Origin of the sequence: Burkholderia mayonis, from assembly GCF_001523745.2 — a bacterium.
GTDB classification, from domain to species: domain Bacteria; phylum Pseudomonadota; class Gammaproteobacteria; order Burkholderiales; family Burkholderiaceae; genus Burkholderia; species Burkholderia mayonis.
The window spans coordinates 2,335,483-2,354,248 of sequence record NZ_CP013386.1; the positions used below are offsets into that span (position 1 = coordinate 2,335,483).

Sequence of the window (18,766 nt, forward strand, 5' to 3'; positions counted from 1 at the left end):
ATGAATTCGAGAGACTCACTGCCGCTATTCAATTTTTCCGCGCAGCATGCGCATCGGGACATGTTCCTCGCGCTGCTGCGTGAATTCGCGACCTACGAGCCGTTTCGCAGCGCGACGGTCGACGAGCTGGTGCTGAACGACGATTTCTACCGGCGCCCGCTGCGCCCCGAGGATTTCAACTTCCTGCAGTATCAGAAGCCAGTGCGGGCCGGCAACGTCAGCCGCCTTCCGTCGCTCGCGAGCCAGCGTACGCTGCTGACGATCAACGAGCTCGACATTGCGCGCGCGCCGGGACTCGACGAAAGCGACCAGCAGCGCTGGGCCGCGTTCTATGCCGACGAGCCGCGCATTCTCGGGGCGCGCCTGCGGCCCTACCTCGAAGCCTACGCGTTCGAATATCTGGGCAACGAGGCGCGGCCCGCCGAGACGCTCGAGATGCTGAGCGCGCGCCTGGACGCAACGCTGCACGACGAGCTCCAGTTCTGGCATGCCCGCTTCGAGAAGCTGCTGCAACGCCACTTCCTCGAGGAAGGGTTGCGTTTCATCGTGCTGCAACGCTGGGCGACGCTGCCATCGCGGCGCGCCGCGCTCGCACGCGCCGCCGGCTCCGGCTACTTCGACTGGCTCGCAAGCGAGCTGCGCCCGAGTCTTGCGAGCTCACTACCCGACGATACCCGCTTCGCGCGCATCGCCGCGATGTGCGGCGTCACGCGCCAGACCCATTCGTACTGGCAGTTCTACTTGCCGACCACCCTGGCCAGATGCAACCTGCTCTACGCACTCGGTTCCCGGCCGGATCGCGCGTTCGCGCTCGCCGGCTCGGCATTCGTCGCCGAAGCGGAACATCTTGCGTTCGGCGGCGCCCTGCTCAAGGCCTGCGCGCACATCGCGCCGAACCTCGCGGCCGGCGACGATCTGATCGCACTGGGCAAGGCGCTGCGGTTCCGTTTCGAACGGACGGTCGAAACGCTCCTGGAACGGCACGGCGCCCGTGCGCTTCATCAGTTCTCGCAGGGCGTGGCCGGCGCGCAACGCCTGGCCGAGCGAGCCCGCTGGGATCTCGGCGAGCAACTCGACTGGCTGTCGTCGATCGCTACGTACTGCGACTACGCACGCCAGATCTACGACAAGATCGAAATGGACCATCCGGACATCGACCGCGATACGTTCATCGAGCCGCATGAACTTTGTTCAACCACGCACGTGCACAACGAGCACCGGCTCGTCGTGATCGAAAGCGGCGACATGCTGTTCTGGGGCAACCTCGGGATGAAGCTCGCCATGCACCCCGGCGACATGGTGCTGATACCTGACGGCCGGCTGCACGGCTCGACCGTGACGTCGGATTCGTGCACCTACCACCAGCCCATCATTCCCGACGAATGGATCGCGGAGCTCGCCCCTCCGGCAACCGCCCGAGCGGCCACGACGGCGGTCGCAACCTGATGTCGTCGATCGGTGGGGCAAGCCGCTCCGCCGATCAGCTGAAGGCTCGACGCAGAGCCTCCCCTCATGGACCGAGCCATCCGGAGCGCACGCGGCGCCCCGGTGCAAGCACACGCACATCTGGAGCATTTGATGCTGTCTGACAAGGACCCTGTTCGCCCTGATCCGGAAGGCGATGCAATCGACCCGGCCGACTGGCAATCCCGCATCATCAGCGGCCGGCGCGTCGGCGCCCACGCGTTCGATCGCCCGATTCCCGACTGGCTGACGACGTCATACGAACGGATGCGCGCCGACGTCATGGATCCCGGCTATCCATGCTTCTTTGGCACACAGGCCGAAAAGCGCGGCGAAATGTTCTATTCGTGGGTCGACGGCAAGGACATCTCGCTGCTGCCCGCGACCATGGCCACCTTCGCCGAGCTGGCCACGCAACCGCAGTATGAGAAGAACAACATCGCCGTCTTCTTCGAACCCGATCCACAGCCGCTGTCTCACGACGCGTATCACGACGCGTTCTGGCACACGCTGCAGTACCTGCACGATCACGATCCCGACCCGAAGGTCGGCGAGCAGCTGGATCCATCGCACCCCGACTGGGAATTTTCGTTCGCCGGCCTGCAAACCTTCGTGGTCTGCGCGTGCCCGTCCTTCGGCCAGCGCCACAGCCGGAATCTGGGGCCCGGCATGGTGCTGCTGTTCCAGCCGCGCGCCGTGTTCGTCGACAAGGTCACCAATCGGGCCATCAGCACCCAGGCGCGCACCGAGGTCCGGCGCCGCCTGCATGTGTGGGACGAGGTGCCGCCTCACCCCGATCTCGGCTACTTCGGCGATACGGAAAATCGCGAATGGAAGCAGTATTTCCTGCAGGACGCCGACGTGCCGAACTTCGGCGCGTGCCCGTTCCTGCGGCGCAACCCCGGGCTGATGCAAGCCGCCATCGACGCGCATCGCCACGGTGACGCAGCGGGCGCCGACGGCATCACGCATGGCGCGCCGCCGCGCGAGCAGGCCGCCACGCCATCCGCCGACGGGCCGGCCGAATCGATCGAAGCGCCCCGGTCCGCGCCGGTCACCTTGCTGGAGGCGCTGTCGAAGCACGTCGCGCAGCAGCCGGAGCAAATCGCGATCCGATTTCTCGCCGACGGCGAAACCGACGAACGCACGCTGACCTATCGCGAGCTCGATGCGCGTGCAAGGCAATTCGCGGCCACGCTGCTCGTGCATGCCGCGCCGGAGGAGCGGGCCATGCTGCTGCTGCCGTCCGGCCTCGATTACGCGGTTGCCTTTCTCGGCTGCCTGTACGCCGGCATCATCGCCGTGCCGCTGTATCCGCCCGAGCCCGCTCAGGTTCAGCCGTTCGAGCGACTGCTGTCGATTCTCGACGATGCCGAACCGCGCCTGCTCGTCACCGACTCAGCGCATGTCGACGCTGTCCGCACACTCGACGCCGACCGCCCGCGCCCCGACGGTACAGCCGGTTCACCACTGACGCTGTGCATCGATGCGCCGACGCCGGCCGCCAGCGAAACAGCGGCGGATCGCGCCGCTCGCATCGACGGCGACACCATTGCCTTTCTGCAATACACGTCCGGCTCGACCAGCGCCGCGAAGGGCGTGATGGTCAGTCACGCCAATCTGGCCGCCAACGAACGCGCGATCGGCGCGGCGATGGCGTTCACGTCCGCCGACACGATGGTGAGCTGGCTGCCGCTCTTTCACGACATGGGGCTGATCGGCGGCTTGCTGGCGCCGCTGTTCACCGGCTTTCCGGTCGTGCTGATGGCGCCCCAGCATTTTCTCGAGGCGCCGGCCCGCTGGTTAAAAGCGATCGGCAAGTATGGCGGCACGGTCAGCGGCGGACCGAATTTCGCGTTCCAGCTCAGCGCCGAACGGGTGCGCGACGCGCAGCTCGAAGGCATCGCGCTCGATCGCTGGCGGGTCGCGTTCTGCGGATCCGAACCGATCCGGGCCGAGACGCTCGCGCAGTTCTCCGCGCGCTTCGCCAAACAAGGCTTCGACGAAAGCGCGCTGTTCCCCTGCTACGGGCTGGCCGAAGCCACGCTGTTCGTCAGCGGCGCCGAACCCGGCCAGGGCATGACGGTCCGCCATGTCGCTACGGCCGCGCTCGCCGACGGCGCCACCGCGCGCGCGAACGAGCACGCCGCGCTGGTCAGCTGCGGACGCGTCGCACAGGCCCATGCGGTGCGCATCGTGGAATCCGGCACGCATGCGCCGCTCGCCGAAGGGCTGATCGGCGAGATATGGGTCAACGGGCCGAGCGTCGCCACCGGCTACCGGCGCAACGCGGCGGCAAGCGCCGAGACGTTCGTCGCGGATACCGCAGGCCGGTGGCTGCGCACGGGCGACCTCGGCTGCATGCTGGACGGCGAATTGCATGTGACCGGGCGCGTCAAGGATCTGATCATCGTCCGCGGGCAGAATCATTATCCGCAGGACATCGAGGCGACACTCGGCAAGCAGGTCACGCGCGTGCGCAAGGGGCGCGTCATCGCCTTCCCGGTCGACCAAGGCGGAGCGGAAGGCATCGGCATCGCAGCGGAAGTGCCGCATGCCGTCGCGAAGGCCGACCCCGGCGAGCTGTTCGCGCAGATCCGCCGGGCCGTCGCCGAGGCGCACGGCGAGCCGGCGAGCGTGATCCTGCTGCTTGCGCCCGGCATGCTCCCGCGCACGTCGAGCGGCAAGCTGCGCCGTAGCGCGTGCGCGTCGGGCTGGCGCGACGGCACGCTGTCCGCCGTCGCCGTCTATCGGCAATCGAACGACGCCGGCGCCGCGCGCGGACAGGCCCCGTATCGCGCGCCGTCGTCGGCCGCGGAACGCCATCTCGCAACAGTGTGGGAGGCCGTGTTCGGACACTCGCCCATCGGCGTGGACGACGATTTCTTCGAGCTCGGCGGCGATTCGCTCAAGGCCGCGCGCGTCGCGGCACGCATCGGCGAAGTCTGTCGCACCGCAACCTCCGCGCGCATCGTGTTCGAGTCCCGTACGATCGCATCGCAAGCTGCCCGGCTTGCGCGACATCTCGGCGATGCAGACCTCGACGCCGCGTTCGACGTGAACCCGCACGCCGATGCCGAACCCGATCCGGCCGTGGCGCTGCCGGTGACGGACGGCGTGCCGCTCCCGCTCTCTCCGGCCCAGGAAGGTCTGTATTTCGAGTGGCGACTCGATCCGGCCAGCACCGCATATCACGTATCCGGCGCGTTGCGCGCCCGCGGCGTGCTGGATGCCGCACGCTTGCGCGATGCGCTTGTCCGCGCCGGCTCGGATCACGATGCGTTACGGGTCCGCTTCGACGAGCAAGATGGCGTGCCGTGCCAGATCCGCACGGCGGCGCCTCGCTTCGACTGGCACGACGCCGACTTCTCGTCGCTCGACGCGGCAAGCCGCGAGGCATATCTGCAGGATCAGTTGATCGCGATCGCGCATGCGCCCTTCGATCTGCACCGCGACGCGCTGCTGCGCGTCGCGCTGTTGCGGATCGGCCCCGACGAGCACATCGTGCAACTGACGCTGCATCACATCATCGCCGACGCTTGGTCGCTCGCGCTTCTCGTCGAATCGCTGTTCCGCCATTACGACAGACATGCGCCGGCCAGCACGCCGGCGCGATCCACGTATTTCCCGTCGATCGAGCGCGCGCGCCGCGCGCTGAGCGCGGAGAGAACCGATGCGCAACTCGACTACTGGCGGTCGCGCCTCGGCGGCGAGCAGCCCGCGCCGATCCTGCCGGCGACGCGCCGCCACGCGGCCGGCGACACGGTGGGCGGCCGTATCACGCGACACCTGTCCGCGACGCTCGTCGCGCGTATCGACGCATTGAGCCGCCGCCACGGCGCCACCCTGCCGATGACGCTGATGGCGATTTTCGCCGCGCTGCTCTACCGTTACGGCGGCCAACCCGCCGTCCGGATCGGTGTACCGATGAATGCACGGCGCGACGCGGACGCGGATGCGTCAATCGGCTATTTCATCAATACGGTAGTCGTTCACCTCGCGCTCGCCGGCTCGCTGCCCTTCGACGACCTGCTGCGCGCCGCCCGCGACGCGCTGCTCGACGCGCAAGCCAACCAGGACGTGCCATTCCACCGCGTGGTCGCTGCCGTGCAGCCCGCGCGCGAACAGCGCCGCGCACCGCTTTTCCAGGCAGTGTTCAATTTCGACCAGGTCGATTGGCGCCGTGCGCTGCGGTCGACCACGCTTGAACTGCAGCGCTTCGAGCACGGCGCCGAGGCGACGCCGTTCGATCTCGCGCTGAACCTCCACCGCGACCGCACCGGTGTGCAACTGACGTTCGACTACCCGCTCGAGTCGTTCGAAGGCGGCGCGATCGAGCAACTGGCCGACGCCTATCTCGCGATGGCCGAACAAGTGGCCGACGGCACGGCGCGTCACCTGCGCGACGTCGCGCTGCGCCGGCCCGCCCCTGCGCCCGGCCGCGCGCAGCACGACGCCGCCGCGCCCGCGTCCGTCACCGAACTGTTCACGCGAGCGGCAGACACCTGGCCGCAGCGGATCGCGCTCGAATGCGACGGCGAAGCACTGACGTATCAGGCACTCGATCAGTGGTCCGACCGGATCGCGCACGGCCTGCTCGACCTCGGCGTCGCCGCCGATGCCTGCATCGGCCTGTGCACCGCGCGCTCACTCGGCATGATCGCAGCACTCATCGGCGTCTGGAAGGCCGGCGCGGCATTCGTGCCGCTCGATCCGGTCTACCCCGAGACACGCCTGCGGCACATGCTGGACGACGCCCGGGTCAAGGTTGTCGTCGGCGACGCCGGCTGCCTCGCGCGGCTCGCCGACGTATTCGACGCCTGCACGCCGCTCGACATCGACGCGGCACGGCGTCGCGACCCGGTACGCACCCGGCATCGTTTCGCGCCGCCACACCCGGAGCAGCTCGCCTACGCGATCTATACGTCGGGCTCGACCGGCCTGCCCAAGGGCGTCGCGATCAGCCATCGCGCGCTGTCGCTGCACCTCGCCGATTTCATCGCGGCCTACGCGATCACCGAGCGCGATTGCCAGCTGCAATCGTCGACGATCAACTTCGACGTCGCGCTGCACGAAATGCTGCCCGCACTGCTGCAAGGCGGCCGCGTCGTGATGCGCGGCCCTCAGTCGTGGGATCTGGCCACGCTGAGCCGGCAGTTGAGCCAGTCTCGCGTCACGTTCGCCCGCATCCCGACCGCCTATTGGCAGCAATGGCTGCAAACGCCGCCGGCGCGCGCATCGCTCGCCGCGCTGCGGCAGATCACGGTCGGCGGCGAAGCGCTGCCCGGCGATGCGCTCGCGCGCTGGCAAGCGGGGCCGCTGCGCGCGATCCACGTCGACAACCTGTACGGTCCGACCGAAACGACGGTGGCATGCCTGCGCCACCGCACCAGCGAAGCCGACGCGGAACAGACCGTCGTGCAGATCGGCAAGCCGTTCGCATCGCGCAGCGCGCAAGTCGTCGACGCCGACGGCAACGCCGTGCCGCCCGGCGGTGTCGGCGAGCTGTGCATCGGCGGCGCGACGCTCGCGCGCGGCTATCTCGGCCAGCCGGCGCTGACCGCCGAGCGCTTCGTGCCGGACCCGGACGGAACGCCGGGTGCGCGCTGCTACCGCAGTGGCGACCTGTGCCGCCAGCGCGCCGACGGCGGCATCGATTTTCTCGGCCGGATCGACCGGCAGATCAAGCTGCGCGGCTTTCGCATCGAACCCGGCGAGATCGAAGCCATGCTCCGGCAATGCGAGGGGGTTCGCGACGCGGCCGTGGAAGCGCGTGCGAAGGACGGACGCGTGACGCTGGCCGGATACGTGACGGGCGCGGCGTCGCTCGATCTGCAGGCCGTGCGCGACCGGCTGGCGACGCGCCTGCCGTCGCATATGGTGCCGTCGACGTTGATGCGCCTCGACGCACTGCCGCTGATGCTCAACGGCAAGATCGACCGTCATGCGCTGCCTGAGCCGCCCGAACCCAACGACGTCGGCGGTCGCGCCGGCCGTGCGCCGCACACCGCGCGGGAAGCCGAGTTGCTGGACATCTGGCGCACCGTGCTCGGCGCCGACGCGATCGGAGTCGACGACGACTTCTTCGCAATCGGCGGCGATTCGATCCTGAGCCTGCAGGTGGTCGCGCGCGCCGCGCAACGCGGCATTCATTTCAGCCTGCAGCAGTTCTACGCGCAGCCGGTGATCGCCCGGCTGGCCGCCCTCGCGTCCGACGTCGCACGAGACGGATCGCCCTGTTCCGCGCCCGTCGCGGAACGGCACGATCCGTTGCCGCTCGCGCCGATGCAGGCGTGGTTCTTCGAGCGCTTTCCCGACGGCGAATCGCACTGGAACCAGACGATCGCGCTTCGCGTGCGGGGCGAGCTCGATCCGGCGGCACTGGAACGGGCGCTGCACGCCGTCGTCCGAGCACACGACGCGCTGCGCCTGAGCTTCCTGCGCGACGCGCACGACTGGCGGCAACAGGTGAGGCCGCCCGAGCACGTGCCGGGCACGGCGGCGCTGCTCGACGTCGTCGATTTCGACGACGCGAGCGACTCGCCGCAATGGCCCGCGCGTCTGCTCGACATCGGCACGGCGCTGCAACGCGGCCTCGACATCCGGGCCGGCCGCCTGTTCAAGGCGGCGTATGTCCGCCTGCGGGGCGACGAGGGCCGCCTGCTGTTCACGATCCACCATCTGGCCGTGGACGGCGTATCGTGGCGCGTGCTGCTCGACACGCTCCGGCAGGCCTACGACCCGCTCGCGCAGCATGCGCCGGTCATCCCGCCGTCGAGCCTGCCGTGGAGCCGATGGGTCGGGCATCAGCAGATTTCGCCGGATGCGGCTGCGCTCGACCAGGAGTTCGCCGCGTGGCAGCGCATGCTGCGCGATGCCGACGTGCGCGGCGCGCTGCCCGGCAACGACGCTGCGGCGATCGTCACCGGCGCGCCCATGGCGGGCCCGCATGCGCGGCCGCTGCTGCGCGACAGCGCGACGCACACGCTGCATCTGCCCGAGGCCCTCACGGCGACGCTGCTGCGCGACGCACCGTCCGCCGCGCGCACCAGCACCGAAGCGCTGCTGCTCGCCGCGCTGAATGCGTCGCTCGCGCGCTGGAGCGGCGCGCGCGGCGCGCTCCTCGCACTGGAAGGACACGGTCGCGAAGCGGGAGACGATCCGGCGCGCGACGTCAGTCGCACGGTGGGCTGGTTCACCACCCGCTTCCCGGTGTGGTGCGACCTGCAAGCGGATCCGCTCGCTTCCGCGGGCCGCACACTGCGTGCGATTCCGCAACGCGGCGTCCACTGGCATCGCGTGCGCGCACGCTTCGCGGATACGCTGCCGGCCCCGCAGATCGGCTTCAACTACCTGGGCCGCTTCGACGAGAGCCTGCCGCGCACCGGCGCGCTGGCGGGCCGGCTGTCGTTCGCGATGGAAGAAGCAGTCGGCGAAGCAGTCAGTGCCGCGACCCCGCTCGACCATGCGCTCGACATCAACGCCTGGGTATCGAACCAGCGTCTGACGGTCGCGCTGCGCTACGACCCGCGACGGATCGATCGCGACACCGCGCACGCGCTGGCGGCCGATTTCGAAGCGCAGCTGGCCGCGCTCGCCCGCCGCTGCATGACGGAGGCGCGCCCACTCGACGCCGAGGATTTTCCGCTCGCTCGACTCGATGCGGCCACGCTCGACGCGCTGCTGCCGGACGCCGAAAACGTGCAGGACGTCTATCCGGCGACGCCGCTGCAAAAGGGCTTGCTGTTCCATGCGCTGTCGGACGGCGAACACGGCGTGTACGTGAACCAGTTGCGGTTGACGCTCGATGGCGCGCTGCAACGCGACGCGCTGCGCGAGGCGTGGCAGGCGGCCGTCGCGCGGCACGACGTTCTGCGCACGCGGTTCGTCATCCCCGGCGGCGCCGATCCGCTGCAGATCGTACAGCGCCGTGTCGCGCTGCCGTTCGACGCATTCGACTGGTCCGCACGCACGCCGGAAGAATACGAGCAGGCGCTGCACGCATGGTGCGAAGCCGACCGGCGGCGCGGCTTCGATCTGTCTCGCGCGCCGTTGCTGCGCATCGCGCTTTTCGCGCGGCCGGACGGACGCCACGATCTGGTTCGCACGATTCATCACGCGCTCCTCGACGGCTGGAGCAGCGCACAACTGCTCGGTGAGATCGCCGACGACTACGCCGCGCGGGCAGCCGGCCGCACGCCGCCGGACGTCGACGCAGTCCCGTATCGGCGCTATGTCGAATGGCTCGCGGCGCAAACGCCGCCGCGCGACTGGTGGCTCGCGCAGCTCGCGCGCCACCCGGAACCGGCGCCCCTGCTCCAGCATCAATCGCTCGCCGGCACGCCGGGCCACGCGCCCCACGCGGTGCTCACCCGCGAGCAGATCCTCGGCGGCGCATTCGTCGAGCAAGTACGCGCCGCGGCGCAACGCCACCGCGTGACGGTCAACACGCTGGTGCAGGCCGCCTGGGCGCTGGTGCTCGCGCGGCGCGGCAATCGCCGCCACGTCGCGTTCGGCACGACGGTCTCGGGGCGCCCCGCCGGACTGCCGGGCGTGGAGCGCATGGTCGGGTTGCTCATCAACAGCCTGCCCGTGTGGATCGAAGTGCCGGCCGCACAGCCCGTCTCGGCGTGGCTGCGCACGCTGCACGCCGCACAGGGCGAGCGCCATGCCGCCGAACACACGCCGCTGGCCGACGTTCAGCACTGGAGCGGCAGGACCGGCGACATGCTGTTCGACAGCCTGCTGGTGTTCGAGAACTATCCCGTCGATGCCGCGTTGCGCGGCCGCTTCGGCAGCCTGACGGTCAGCGGCGTGGCGTCGGTCGAACAGACCCACTACCCGCTGACGATGCTGGTGTCGAACGACGCGCAGGGCCGCGTCGTCTGGCTGGCCGATCGCGCGCGGATCACCGAATCCCTGCTGACCCGCGTCGCGGACGGCTGGCGCGACATGCTTGCCGCACTCTGCGCGGCCGGCGACTCGGCCGTCGGGAACCTGCCAGCCGCCGTCGCCTCGCACGAAACGCCGCACCGTCTCGCCGATCACCGCTTTCAGCCGATCGGCGCGCGTCTCGCCGCGCAGGCCGCGCGACGCCCTGACGCACCGGCGGTGCGTTGCGACGGCGACGTGCTCAGCTATGCGGCGCTCGACGCGTGGTCGAACCGCATCGGCCGTCGCCTGATGACGCTCGGCGTGCAGGCGGAGCACCGTATCGGCGTATGCGTCGAGCGCTCCGGCGCGATGGTTGCGGCGCTCTACGGCATCGCGAAGACGGGCGCCGCCTATGTCCCGCTCGACCCGAGCCATCCGCCGCAGCGGCTGAGCCGCACGCTCGACGACGCCGGCGTCGATCTCGTCGTCGCCGACGCGGCCGGTGCCGCGCGCCTCGCCGGCTGCCTTGCGGGCCGCACACTGGTGCGCACCGACGACGTGGACGACGAAGCGCCTCGCGGCTGGCCGCAACCTGTCGACCCGCGGCAAGCCGCCTACGTGATCTATACGTCCGGCTCGACGGGCGAACCGAAGGGCGTTTGCGTCACGCACGGCAGCCTCGACCGGTTGCTCGCGAGCGTCGGCGAGCGTCTGGATTTCGGCGAGCGGGACGTCTGGCTCAGCGTCACCACGCTGTCCTTCGACATCGCGGGACTGGAACTGCATCTGCCGCTCACGCGCGGCGCCTGTGTCGAACTGGCGACACGCGAAACGGTACTGGACGGCGCCCGGCTGCTGCGTCTGCTCGCGCACAGTCGCGCCACCGTCATGCAGGCGACGCCGGCCGGCTGGCGCATGCTGATCGCCAGCGAAGCCCGCGCCGGCCTCGCGCTGCGCGGCCCGCTTCAGGCGCTGTGCGGCGGCGAGGCGCTGCCGACCGATCTCGCCGCGGCGCTGCTGGCGCGCGGCCTGACGCTCTCGAACCTGTACGGCCCGACCGAAACGACGATCTGGTCGAGCATGGCGTCCCTCGGCCCCGGCGAGCCCATCACGCTCGGCCGGCCGCTGCATGACACGGTGCTGCGCGTGCTCGACGCGGACGCGCTGCCGACGCCCGCCGGCGCGGTGGGCGAGCTGTGCATCGGCGGCGACAATCTCGCCCGCGGCTATCTCGGCCGAGCGGCCGCCACCGCCGCGACCTTCGTGCCGGATCCGTTCGGGCCGCCGGGCGCGCGGCTCTATCGAACCGGCGACCTGTGCCGGCGGCGTGATGACGGCGGGCTCGACTATCTCGGTCGACTCGATCAACAAATCAAGCTGCGCGGACACCGGATCGAACCGGCGGAAATCGAGGCCGCGCTGCGCGCGCTGGACGGCATCCAGGATGCCGCCGTCACGCTGCGCAGCGACGGCGGCGCGCCGAGGCTCGTCGCATACGTGGTGTGCGCGGACCAACCCGCGGCCGATCCCGCGCGCTGGCGCGACGCGCTTGCCGAGCGCCTGCCGGCCCCGTCGATTCCCGCCGCGTGGGTCAAGCTCGACGCGCTGCCGCTGACGTCGAGCGGCAAGCTCGACCGGCGCGCGCTGCCGGCGCCCGACAACGACGCGGAAAGCCCCGTCGCACCGCGCAACGCACCGGAGGCGCGTCTCCTCGAAATATGGCGCGCGTTGCTGCCGACTGGCCCGCTCGGCGTCACGACCGACTTCTTCGCGGCCGGCGGCGATTCGATCGTCAGCCTGCGCGTGGCCGGCGCCGCGCTCGACGCCGGCCTCGTCGTCACGCCGAAGCAGGTATTCGAACATCCGACCGTCGAACGGCTGGCCCGCGTCGCGACACCCGCCGCGAGCGCCGTGCAGAGCGACGACCGGCCGGCGCCCGCGATGCCTGATCGCGCCCTCGCCGACGCGCTGCGTCTGACGGCCGCACAACGCGCCGCGCTTCAGGATCTCTGCGTCGCCACGCCGTTGCAGCAAGGGCTGCTGTCGCTTGCGCAGCGCGCGACGCGCGACCCGTACTATCTGCAGCGCGTGTTCGAGCTGAACGGACCGCTCGACACCGATGCGTTCGCCGCCGCGTGGCAAGCCGCCGTCGACCGGCATGCCGCGCTGCGCACCGATTTCCGATGGGAGGGACTCGATGCGCCGGTGCAGCTGGTTCATGCGCGGGCGGACGTGAAGGTGCAGAAGCTCGACTGGCGCCATCTGGACGAATGCACGGCACGCGATGCACTTGCGTCGCACTGGCGCGACGCACAATCCCGCAGCTTCGATTTCGAGCATGCGTCGCAGGCGCAACTGTGGTTGATCGAGCGCGGCGCGCATTGCCGCTGGTTCGTCTGGCGCTTCCATCACGCGCAGCTCGACGGCTGGAGCATCGGCCTCGTGCTGCGCGACGTGCTGCGCGCGTACGACGCCGCGCGCCACGCGCCCCCCTCGACGCAACGGCTACGCGCGCTGCCCGCAGCGCCGGCGTTCAGCGACTACGTGCGCTGGCTCGACCGGCAACGCGGCGACGGCTCGGCGGCGCTCGCGACCTGGCGCGAGCGGCTCGCCGGCTGGTCGCGCACGCCGCTGCCGCTTACCGGCGCAACCGCCGCCGCACCGCTGCGTACCGCGCCCGGCCCCAGTCGCGAACCGCCTCCGCTCGAACACACGATCCGGCTTCCCGCCGCACTGAACGCACACGCCGAGCGTTTCGCGCGCGATTGCGGCGTGACGCTGAACACGCTCGTGCAAGGCGCATGGGCCTGGCTGCTGGCGCGCCACGCGAACCGCCGCGAGGTGTCGTTCGGCGTCACGGTATCCGGGCGCAGCGATGGCTGGCCGGGTGCCGGCGACACCGCCGGACTCTTCATCAACACACTGCCGCTGTCGGTGTCGCTGCCCCCCGCACAAACCGTGCACGCCTGGTTGAACGGCCTGCAGGCAAATAATCTGGCGCTGCAGGCGCTCGCGCAAACACCGCTCGCGACCCTGCAGCACGAGATCGCGGGGGCGGCGAGCGAGCCGCTGTTCGACAGCATCTTCGTATTCGAAAACTATCCGCTCGATGCGTCGTTGCGCGCGCCGCTCGCCGGCGGTCTGGCGATCGAACGCCTCGCCGCGGGCGCCGACGGCCACGCGCACGATGGGCGCAATCACTTTGCGCTGAGTCTGATCGCCGTACCGGGCGACGAACTGACCCTGACGCTCGCCGCGCAGCCGCGGCACTTCGACGACGCGACCTTGCGGCGCCTGCTCGCGCAGCTTCAGCTCGCTCTGACCGCGCTGACTGCCGATGCGGCGCGCCCGCTCGGCGCGGTGCACGTGCCCGCCGACGGCGGCGCCGCGCCGTCGGCCCCCGCATGGCACGGCGGCCTGCTGGCGCGCGTTGCGCGGCATGCCGCGCACCAGCCCGGCGCAATGGCGCTGCGCGACCCAACGCAGGCGCTCGATTGGGCGACGCTCTGGCGCCGCTCCGCCGAGCTCGCGGCTCGCCTCGTGGCGGGCGGCGTGTGCACGGAGACGGTCGTGGCGGTCGTGCTGCCGCGCGGCGCGGAGCTGGTCGTCGCGATGCTCGCGGTCTGGCGCGCGGGCGGCGTGTATGCGCCGCTGGATCCATCCGCGCCGGCCGGCCGTCTCGGCTGGCAGATTCGCGATGCCGGCGCGCACTGCGTGATCGCGGAAGCGGACGCCGGCTGGCGCCCCGCCGACGTCGCGTTCGTCGCCGCCGCCGCAACCGGCTCCGATGCACCGGCCGCCGATGCCGCCTTGCCCTCGCCCGCCGCGCTGCCTGCCGATCTCGGCGCCTACCTGATCTATACGTCGGGCTCCACCGGCACACCGAAGGGCGTGCTGGTGTCGCACCGGGCGCTCGCCGCGTACGTCGACGCGCTGCTCTCGCGGCTGCCCGACGGCATAAGCAGCGCCGCCTACCTGTCGACGCCCGCTGCCGACCTCGGCCATTCGACGCTGATGACCGCGCTCTGGTCGGGTTGGACGCTGCACCTGATCGACGACGCGCGTGCGTTCGACGCCGACCGGTATGCCGACTGGTGCCGCGCCCATCCGGCGGACCTGCTGAAGATCGCGCCCAGTCATCTCGAAGGCCTGCTGCAAGCCGCCGACGCCGCCTCGGTCCTGCCGCGCCGCGCGCTGCTGCTGGGCGGCGAAGCAGCCGGCGGCACGCTGCTCGAACGCGTTGCGCAGTTGCGGCCCGATTGCGCGATCCTCGGCCACTACGGCCCCACGGAGACGACGATCGGCGTCACGACGTCGCAACGCGGCGCCGACGGCGCGCTGCCGCTCGGCGAGCCGCTCGGCCATGCGCGCGTCTGCCTGCTCGATCTCGACGGCCATCCCGCGCTGCCGGGCGCGCGCGGCGAAATCCACGCGGGCGGACACGCCGCCGCGCGCGGCTATCGCGGGCGGGCCGCGCTCACCGCGGAGCGGTTCATCCCCGACCCGTTCGTCGCAGGCGCACGCCTCTATCGCACCGGCGACGAAGCGCACATGCGCGACGACGGCCAGCTCGAATTCCTCGGCCGCACCGACGACCAGTTGAAGATCCGCGGCTATCGCGTCGAACCGGCCGAAGTGGCCGCGCATCTGCGCGCGCTGCCGGGCGTGCGCGACGCGGTGGCGATCGGCCGGCCCGATGCGTCGCAACGGACACGGCTGATCGCGTACGCGGTCGGCGCGGCCCTCGACGCGGCAACCCTGCGCGATGCGCTCGCCGCCCGTCTGCCCGCGGCGCTCGTGCCCGCGTCGATCGTGGTGCTCGACGCGCTGCCGTTGACCCGCAACGGCAAGATCGACCGCCGTGCGCTGCCCGAGCCGCGCGAGCACGGCGCGGCCGGCGCCGCCGCCGAGCCCGACACGCCGCTGCAACGCACGCTGCTGGATGTGTGGCGGCAGGTTCTGCACCAGCCCTCGCTGGGTATCGACGACGATTTCTTCTCGGCGGGCGGCGATTCGATCAACGCGTTCCGGATCATCGCCCAAGCGCGCCGTGCGGGCCTCGTCATCACGTCGCGCCACCTGTTCGCGCAGCCGACCGTGCGCGCGCTCGCCGTGCTCGCCCAGCCGCTTCGTCCGGATGCAGCCGGCGCGCTGCCCCCGCCGGCCACGACGCCGCTCGACGCGGATGCGCTCGCGGCGCTCGGCTTCGACCCACGGCAGGTGCAGGACGCGTATCCGGCAACAGCGATGCAGCAGGGCCTGCTGTTCCATAGCCTCGCCCAACGCGAGAACCACGACGACAATGGCGGCATGTACGTAACGCAGCGTCGCCTGACGCTCGCCGGCTCGCTCGATGTCGCGCGCCTGCGCGCCGCGTGGCAGCGCGCAGCGACCCGCCACGACATCCTGCGGACCCGCTTCGAATGGCGCGACGATACCGTGTGGCAGGTCGTCGAACGAACCGTCGAGCTGCCCTTCGGCATGCACGATGCGCGCGACGACACCATCGATGCGTACGAAGCGCGCATCGCGGCATGGATGCGCGACGATCTCGCGCGCGGTTTCGACACGACGCACGCGCCGCTGATGCGCATCGACCTGTTCGCGCGCCCCGACGGCCGGCACGATCTCGTGTGGACCACGCACCATGCGCTGCTCGACGGTTGGAGCGCGGCACGGCTGCTGGCGGAAATCGGCGAAGCCTATCGCGCATCGAGCGCCGCACTCGACGACGCGATAGGCCTGGACGCAGTCCGCACGACACCCTATCGCGCGTACGTCGACTGGCTCGCGGCGCAGCCCGACGGGCGTGACTGGTGGCGCGCGGCAGCCGCGGCCTGCGACGATCCCGCGACACTGACCGCATCGCTCGCGCCGCCGCCCGTGCCGCGGCCCGGCGCGTTTCGCGCGGAACGCGAACTCGGCGCGACGCTCGACGCGCGGTTGCGCGCCGCTGCCAGCACGTTCGGCGTGACGCTCAACACGGTGATGCAAGGCGCGTGGGCACTGCTGCTCGCCCGCTTCGGGAACCGCGAGCAGGTCGCGTTCGGCGTCACCGTGTCGGGCCGCCCGGAAGCGCTCGACGATGCGGAGCGGATGCTGGGGCTGTTCATCAACAGCCTGCCCGTCTGGGCCGACCTGCCCGGCGACGCGGAGGTCGGTGCGTGGCTGCGCCGGCTGCAGCAACAGGCCGCGGACCTGCGGCGCTACGAACACACGCCGCTCGTGCAGTTGCAACGCTGGGTGGGACGCAGCGGCGACGCGCTGTTCGACAGTCTGTTCGTGTTCGAAAACTACCCGCTCGACGCAGCGCTCGATGCGCTGGGCGCCGCCGATGAGGAAGGCGCGCTGAACGTGAGCGCCGTGCAGTCGACCGGTCGAACCCACTATCCGCTGACGCTGATGGTGGTTCCGAAGCCGACGCTGCGACTCGAATGGGAATGGAACGGACTGCGGCTCGACGCATCCGCCGTGGACCGGCTGGCCCGCGCTTACGTCGAACTGCTGACGCAACTCGCACAATGCGGTACGCCGGAAGTCGCAGCTGCGCAGCGGAAGTTGCGAACGTTTGTTCCGAGCGCGCCGTTACGGATGGCGCTGCCGCTCGACGGCCATGCGTTCATGCCCATCGCGCAACGCATCGCCGACATGGCCGCGTCGCACCCCGGCCGGATCGCGCTCGTCGGCGAAGCCGACTCCCTGACCGGTCCCGAACTGCTCAACTGGGCTTCCGCCATCGCCGAGCGCCTGCGCGCCTATCGCGTGCAGCCCGATGCCTGCGTCGCCGTCTGCCTCGAGCGCACCCCCGCTCTCATCGCCGCCATGCTCGGCGTCTGGATGGCCGGCGCAGCCTATCTCCCAATCGATCCGGCCTATCCTCAAACCCGCATCGCCGCCATGCTCGCCGATGCCCGGGTCGCTCACGCCGTCATCGATCAGCATCCCGCCGCTTTCGACAAGCTCGCCGTCATCCATCCGTCCGCACTGCGCGGCGCAGCGGCCCATTCGCGTTTTACGCCTGCTCCGGTCCACCCCGACCAGCTCGCCTACGTCATCTACACCTCCGGCTCCACCGGACAACCCAAGGGCGTCGGCGTCACCCACGGCGCGCTCGATCGCCTCGTCGCCAGCATCGCCCGTCGGCCCGGCCTGCGCGACGACGATCTCTGGCTCAGCGAGTCCGCCCCCGTGTTCGACATCTCCGTGCTCGAGTTCTGTCTCCCCCTCGTGCGCGGCATTCCCGTCGAACTCGTCTCCGCCCACACCGCACGCGACGGCATCGCGCTCGCCCAGCGCCTCGACGCGTCCCGCGCCACCGTCTTCCAGGCCACCCCCTCCGGATGGCGCATGCTCGTCGAAGCCGGCTGGCGAAACGATCTCAACGTCGCTCATCCGCCGCTACTCGGCCTCAGCGGCGGCGAAGCCCTTCCCGACGATCTCGCCTCCGATCTCATCGCGCGCGGCGTGACCCTCTGGAACCTCTACGGGCCCACCGAAACCACCATCTATTCGGCCGGCGCACCCGTCCTCGACGGCCAGCCCATCACCCACGGCGACCCGCTGCCCCACACCGTGCTGCGCGTCTTCGACCAACACGGCCTCCCCGTCCCCGACGGCGGCCTCGGCGAACTCTGCATCGGCGGCGCCAACCTCGCCCGCGGCTATCTCGGCCGACCCGGCCTGACCGCCGAGCGCTTCGTCCCCGATCCCGACGGCCCCCCGGGCGCACGCCTGTACCGCACCGGCGACCTTTGCCGCCTGCGCGAAGACGGCCGCCCCGAGCCGCTCGGCCGCCTCGACCAGCAGATCAAGCTGCGCGGCTTCCGCATCGAGCCCGGCGAGATCGAAACCGCGCTGCGCGCCTGCGACGGCGTGAAGAATGCCGCCGTCTCGCTGCACGGCGAGGCGCCGCGGCAGCAACTCGTCGGCTACGTAACCGGCAATGCCGATAGCGCCGCGCTTCGCGCACAACTGGCCGACACGCTGCCCGCCCACATGCTGCCGTCGGCCATCGTCACGCTCGACGCTTTCCCGCTCACCCCCAGCGGCAAACTCGACCGCCGCGCGCTGCCCCACCCCGCCTGGCAGGACGACGACACTCCCGCCGTCGCCCCGCGCTCGCCGCGCGAAGCCGCTCTGCTCGACATCTGGCAGTCCGTCCTCGGCCACCCCGTCGCCAGCGTCCACATCAACTTCTTCCAGGCCGGCGGCGACTCGATCCTCGGCGTGCGGGTCGCAGCCCGCATCAACCAGATGGTCGCGCGCACCGTGCCGCTCGCGGTGCTGTTCCGCCATCCGACGATCCGCGCGCTCGCCGACTACCTCGACGCCGAGGACGCGCATGCCGGCGCCGCCGATGCCGACGCCGTCGTGCTTGGCCGACTGCTTGCGGACCTCGAGTAACGCCATGGCTCCATCTCCCACCCTG

General features: G+C 70.7%; 2 protein-coding genes. Both read left to right on the forward strand.

The features are described from left to right. On the forward strand, positions 1–1,446 hold the full coding sequence (locus tag WS70_RS11460) for a cupin domain-containing protein (protein ID WP_059597836.1): 1,446 nt from the start codon (positions 1–3) through the stop codon (positions 1,444–1,446). A gap of 132 nt (positions 1,447–1,578) precedes the next feature. Further along, entirely contained in the window at positions 1,579–18,741 is a 17,163-nt protein-coding gene (locus tag WS70_RS11465; protein WP_059597837.1) for a non-ribosomal peptide synthetase, read from the forward strand. Positions 18,742–18,766: the final 25 nt, after the last annotated feature.

Bases quoted from the DNA above. Each gene is read 5' to 3' on its own strand.
- WS70_RS11465 (WP_059597837.1), top strand. From the start codon at position 1,579: ATGCTGTCTGACAAGGACCCTGTTCGCCCTGATCCGGAAGGCGATGCA.
- WS70_RS11460 (WP_059597836.1), top strand. From the start codon at position 1: ATGAATTCGAGAGACTCACTGCCGCTATTCAATTTTTCCGCGCAGCAT.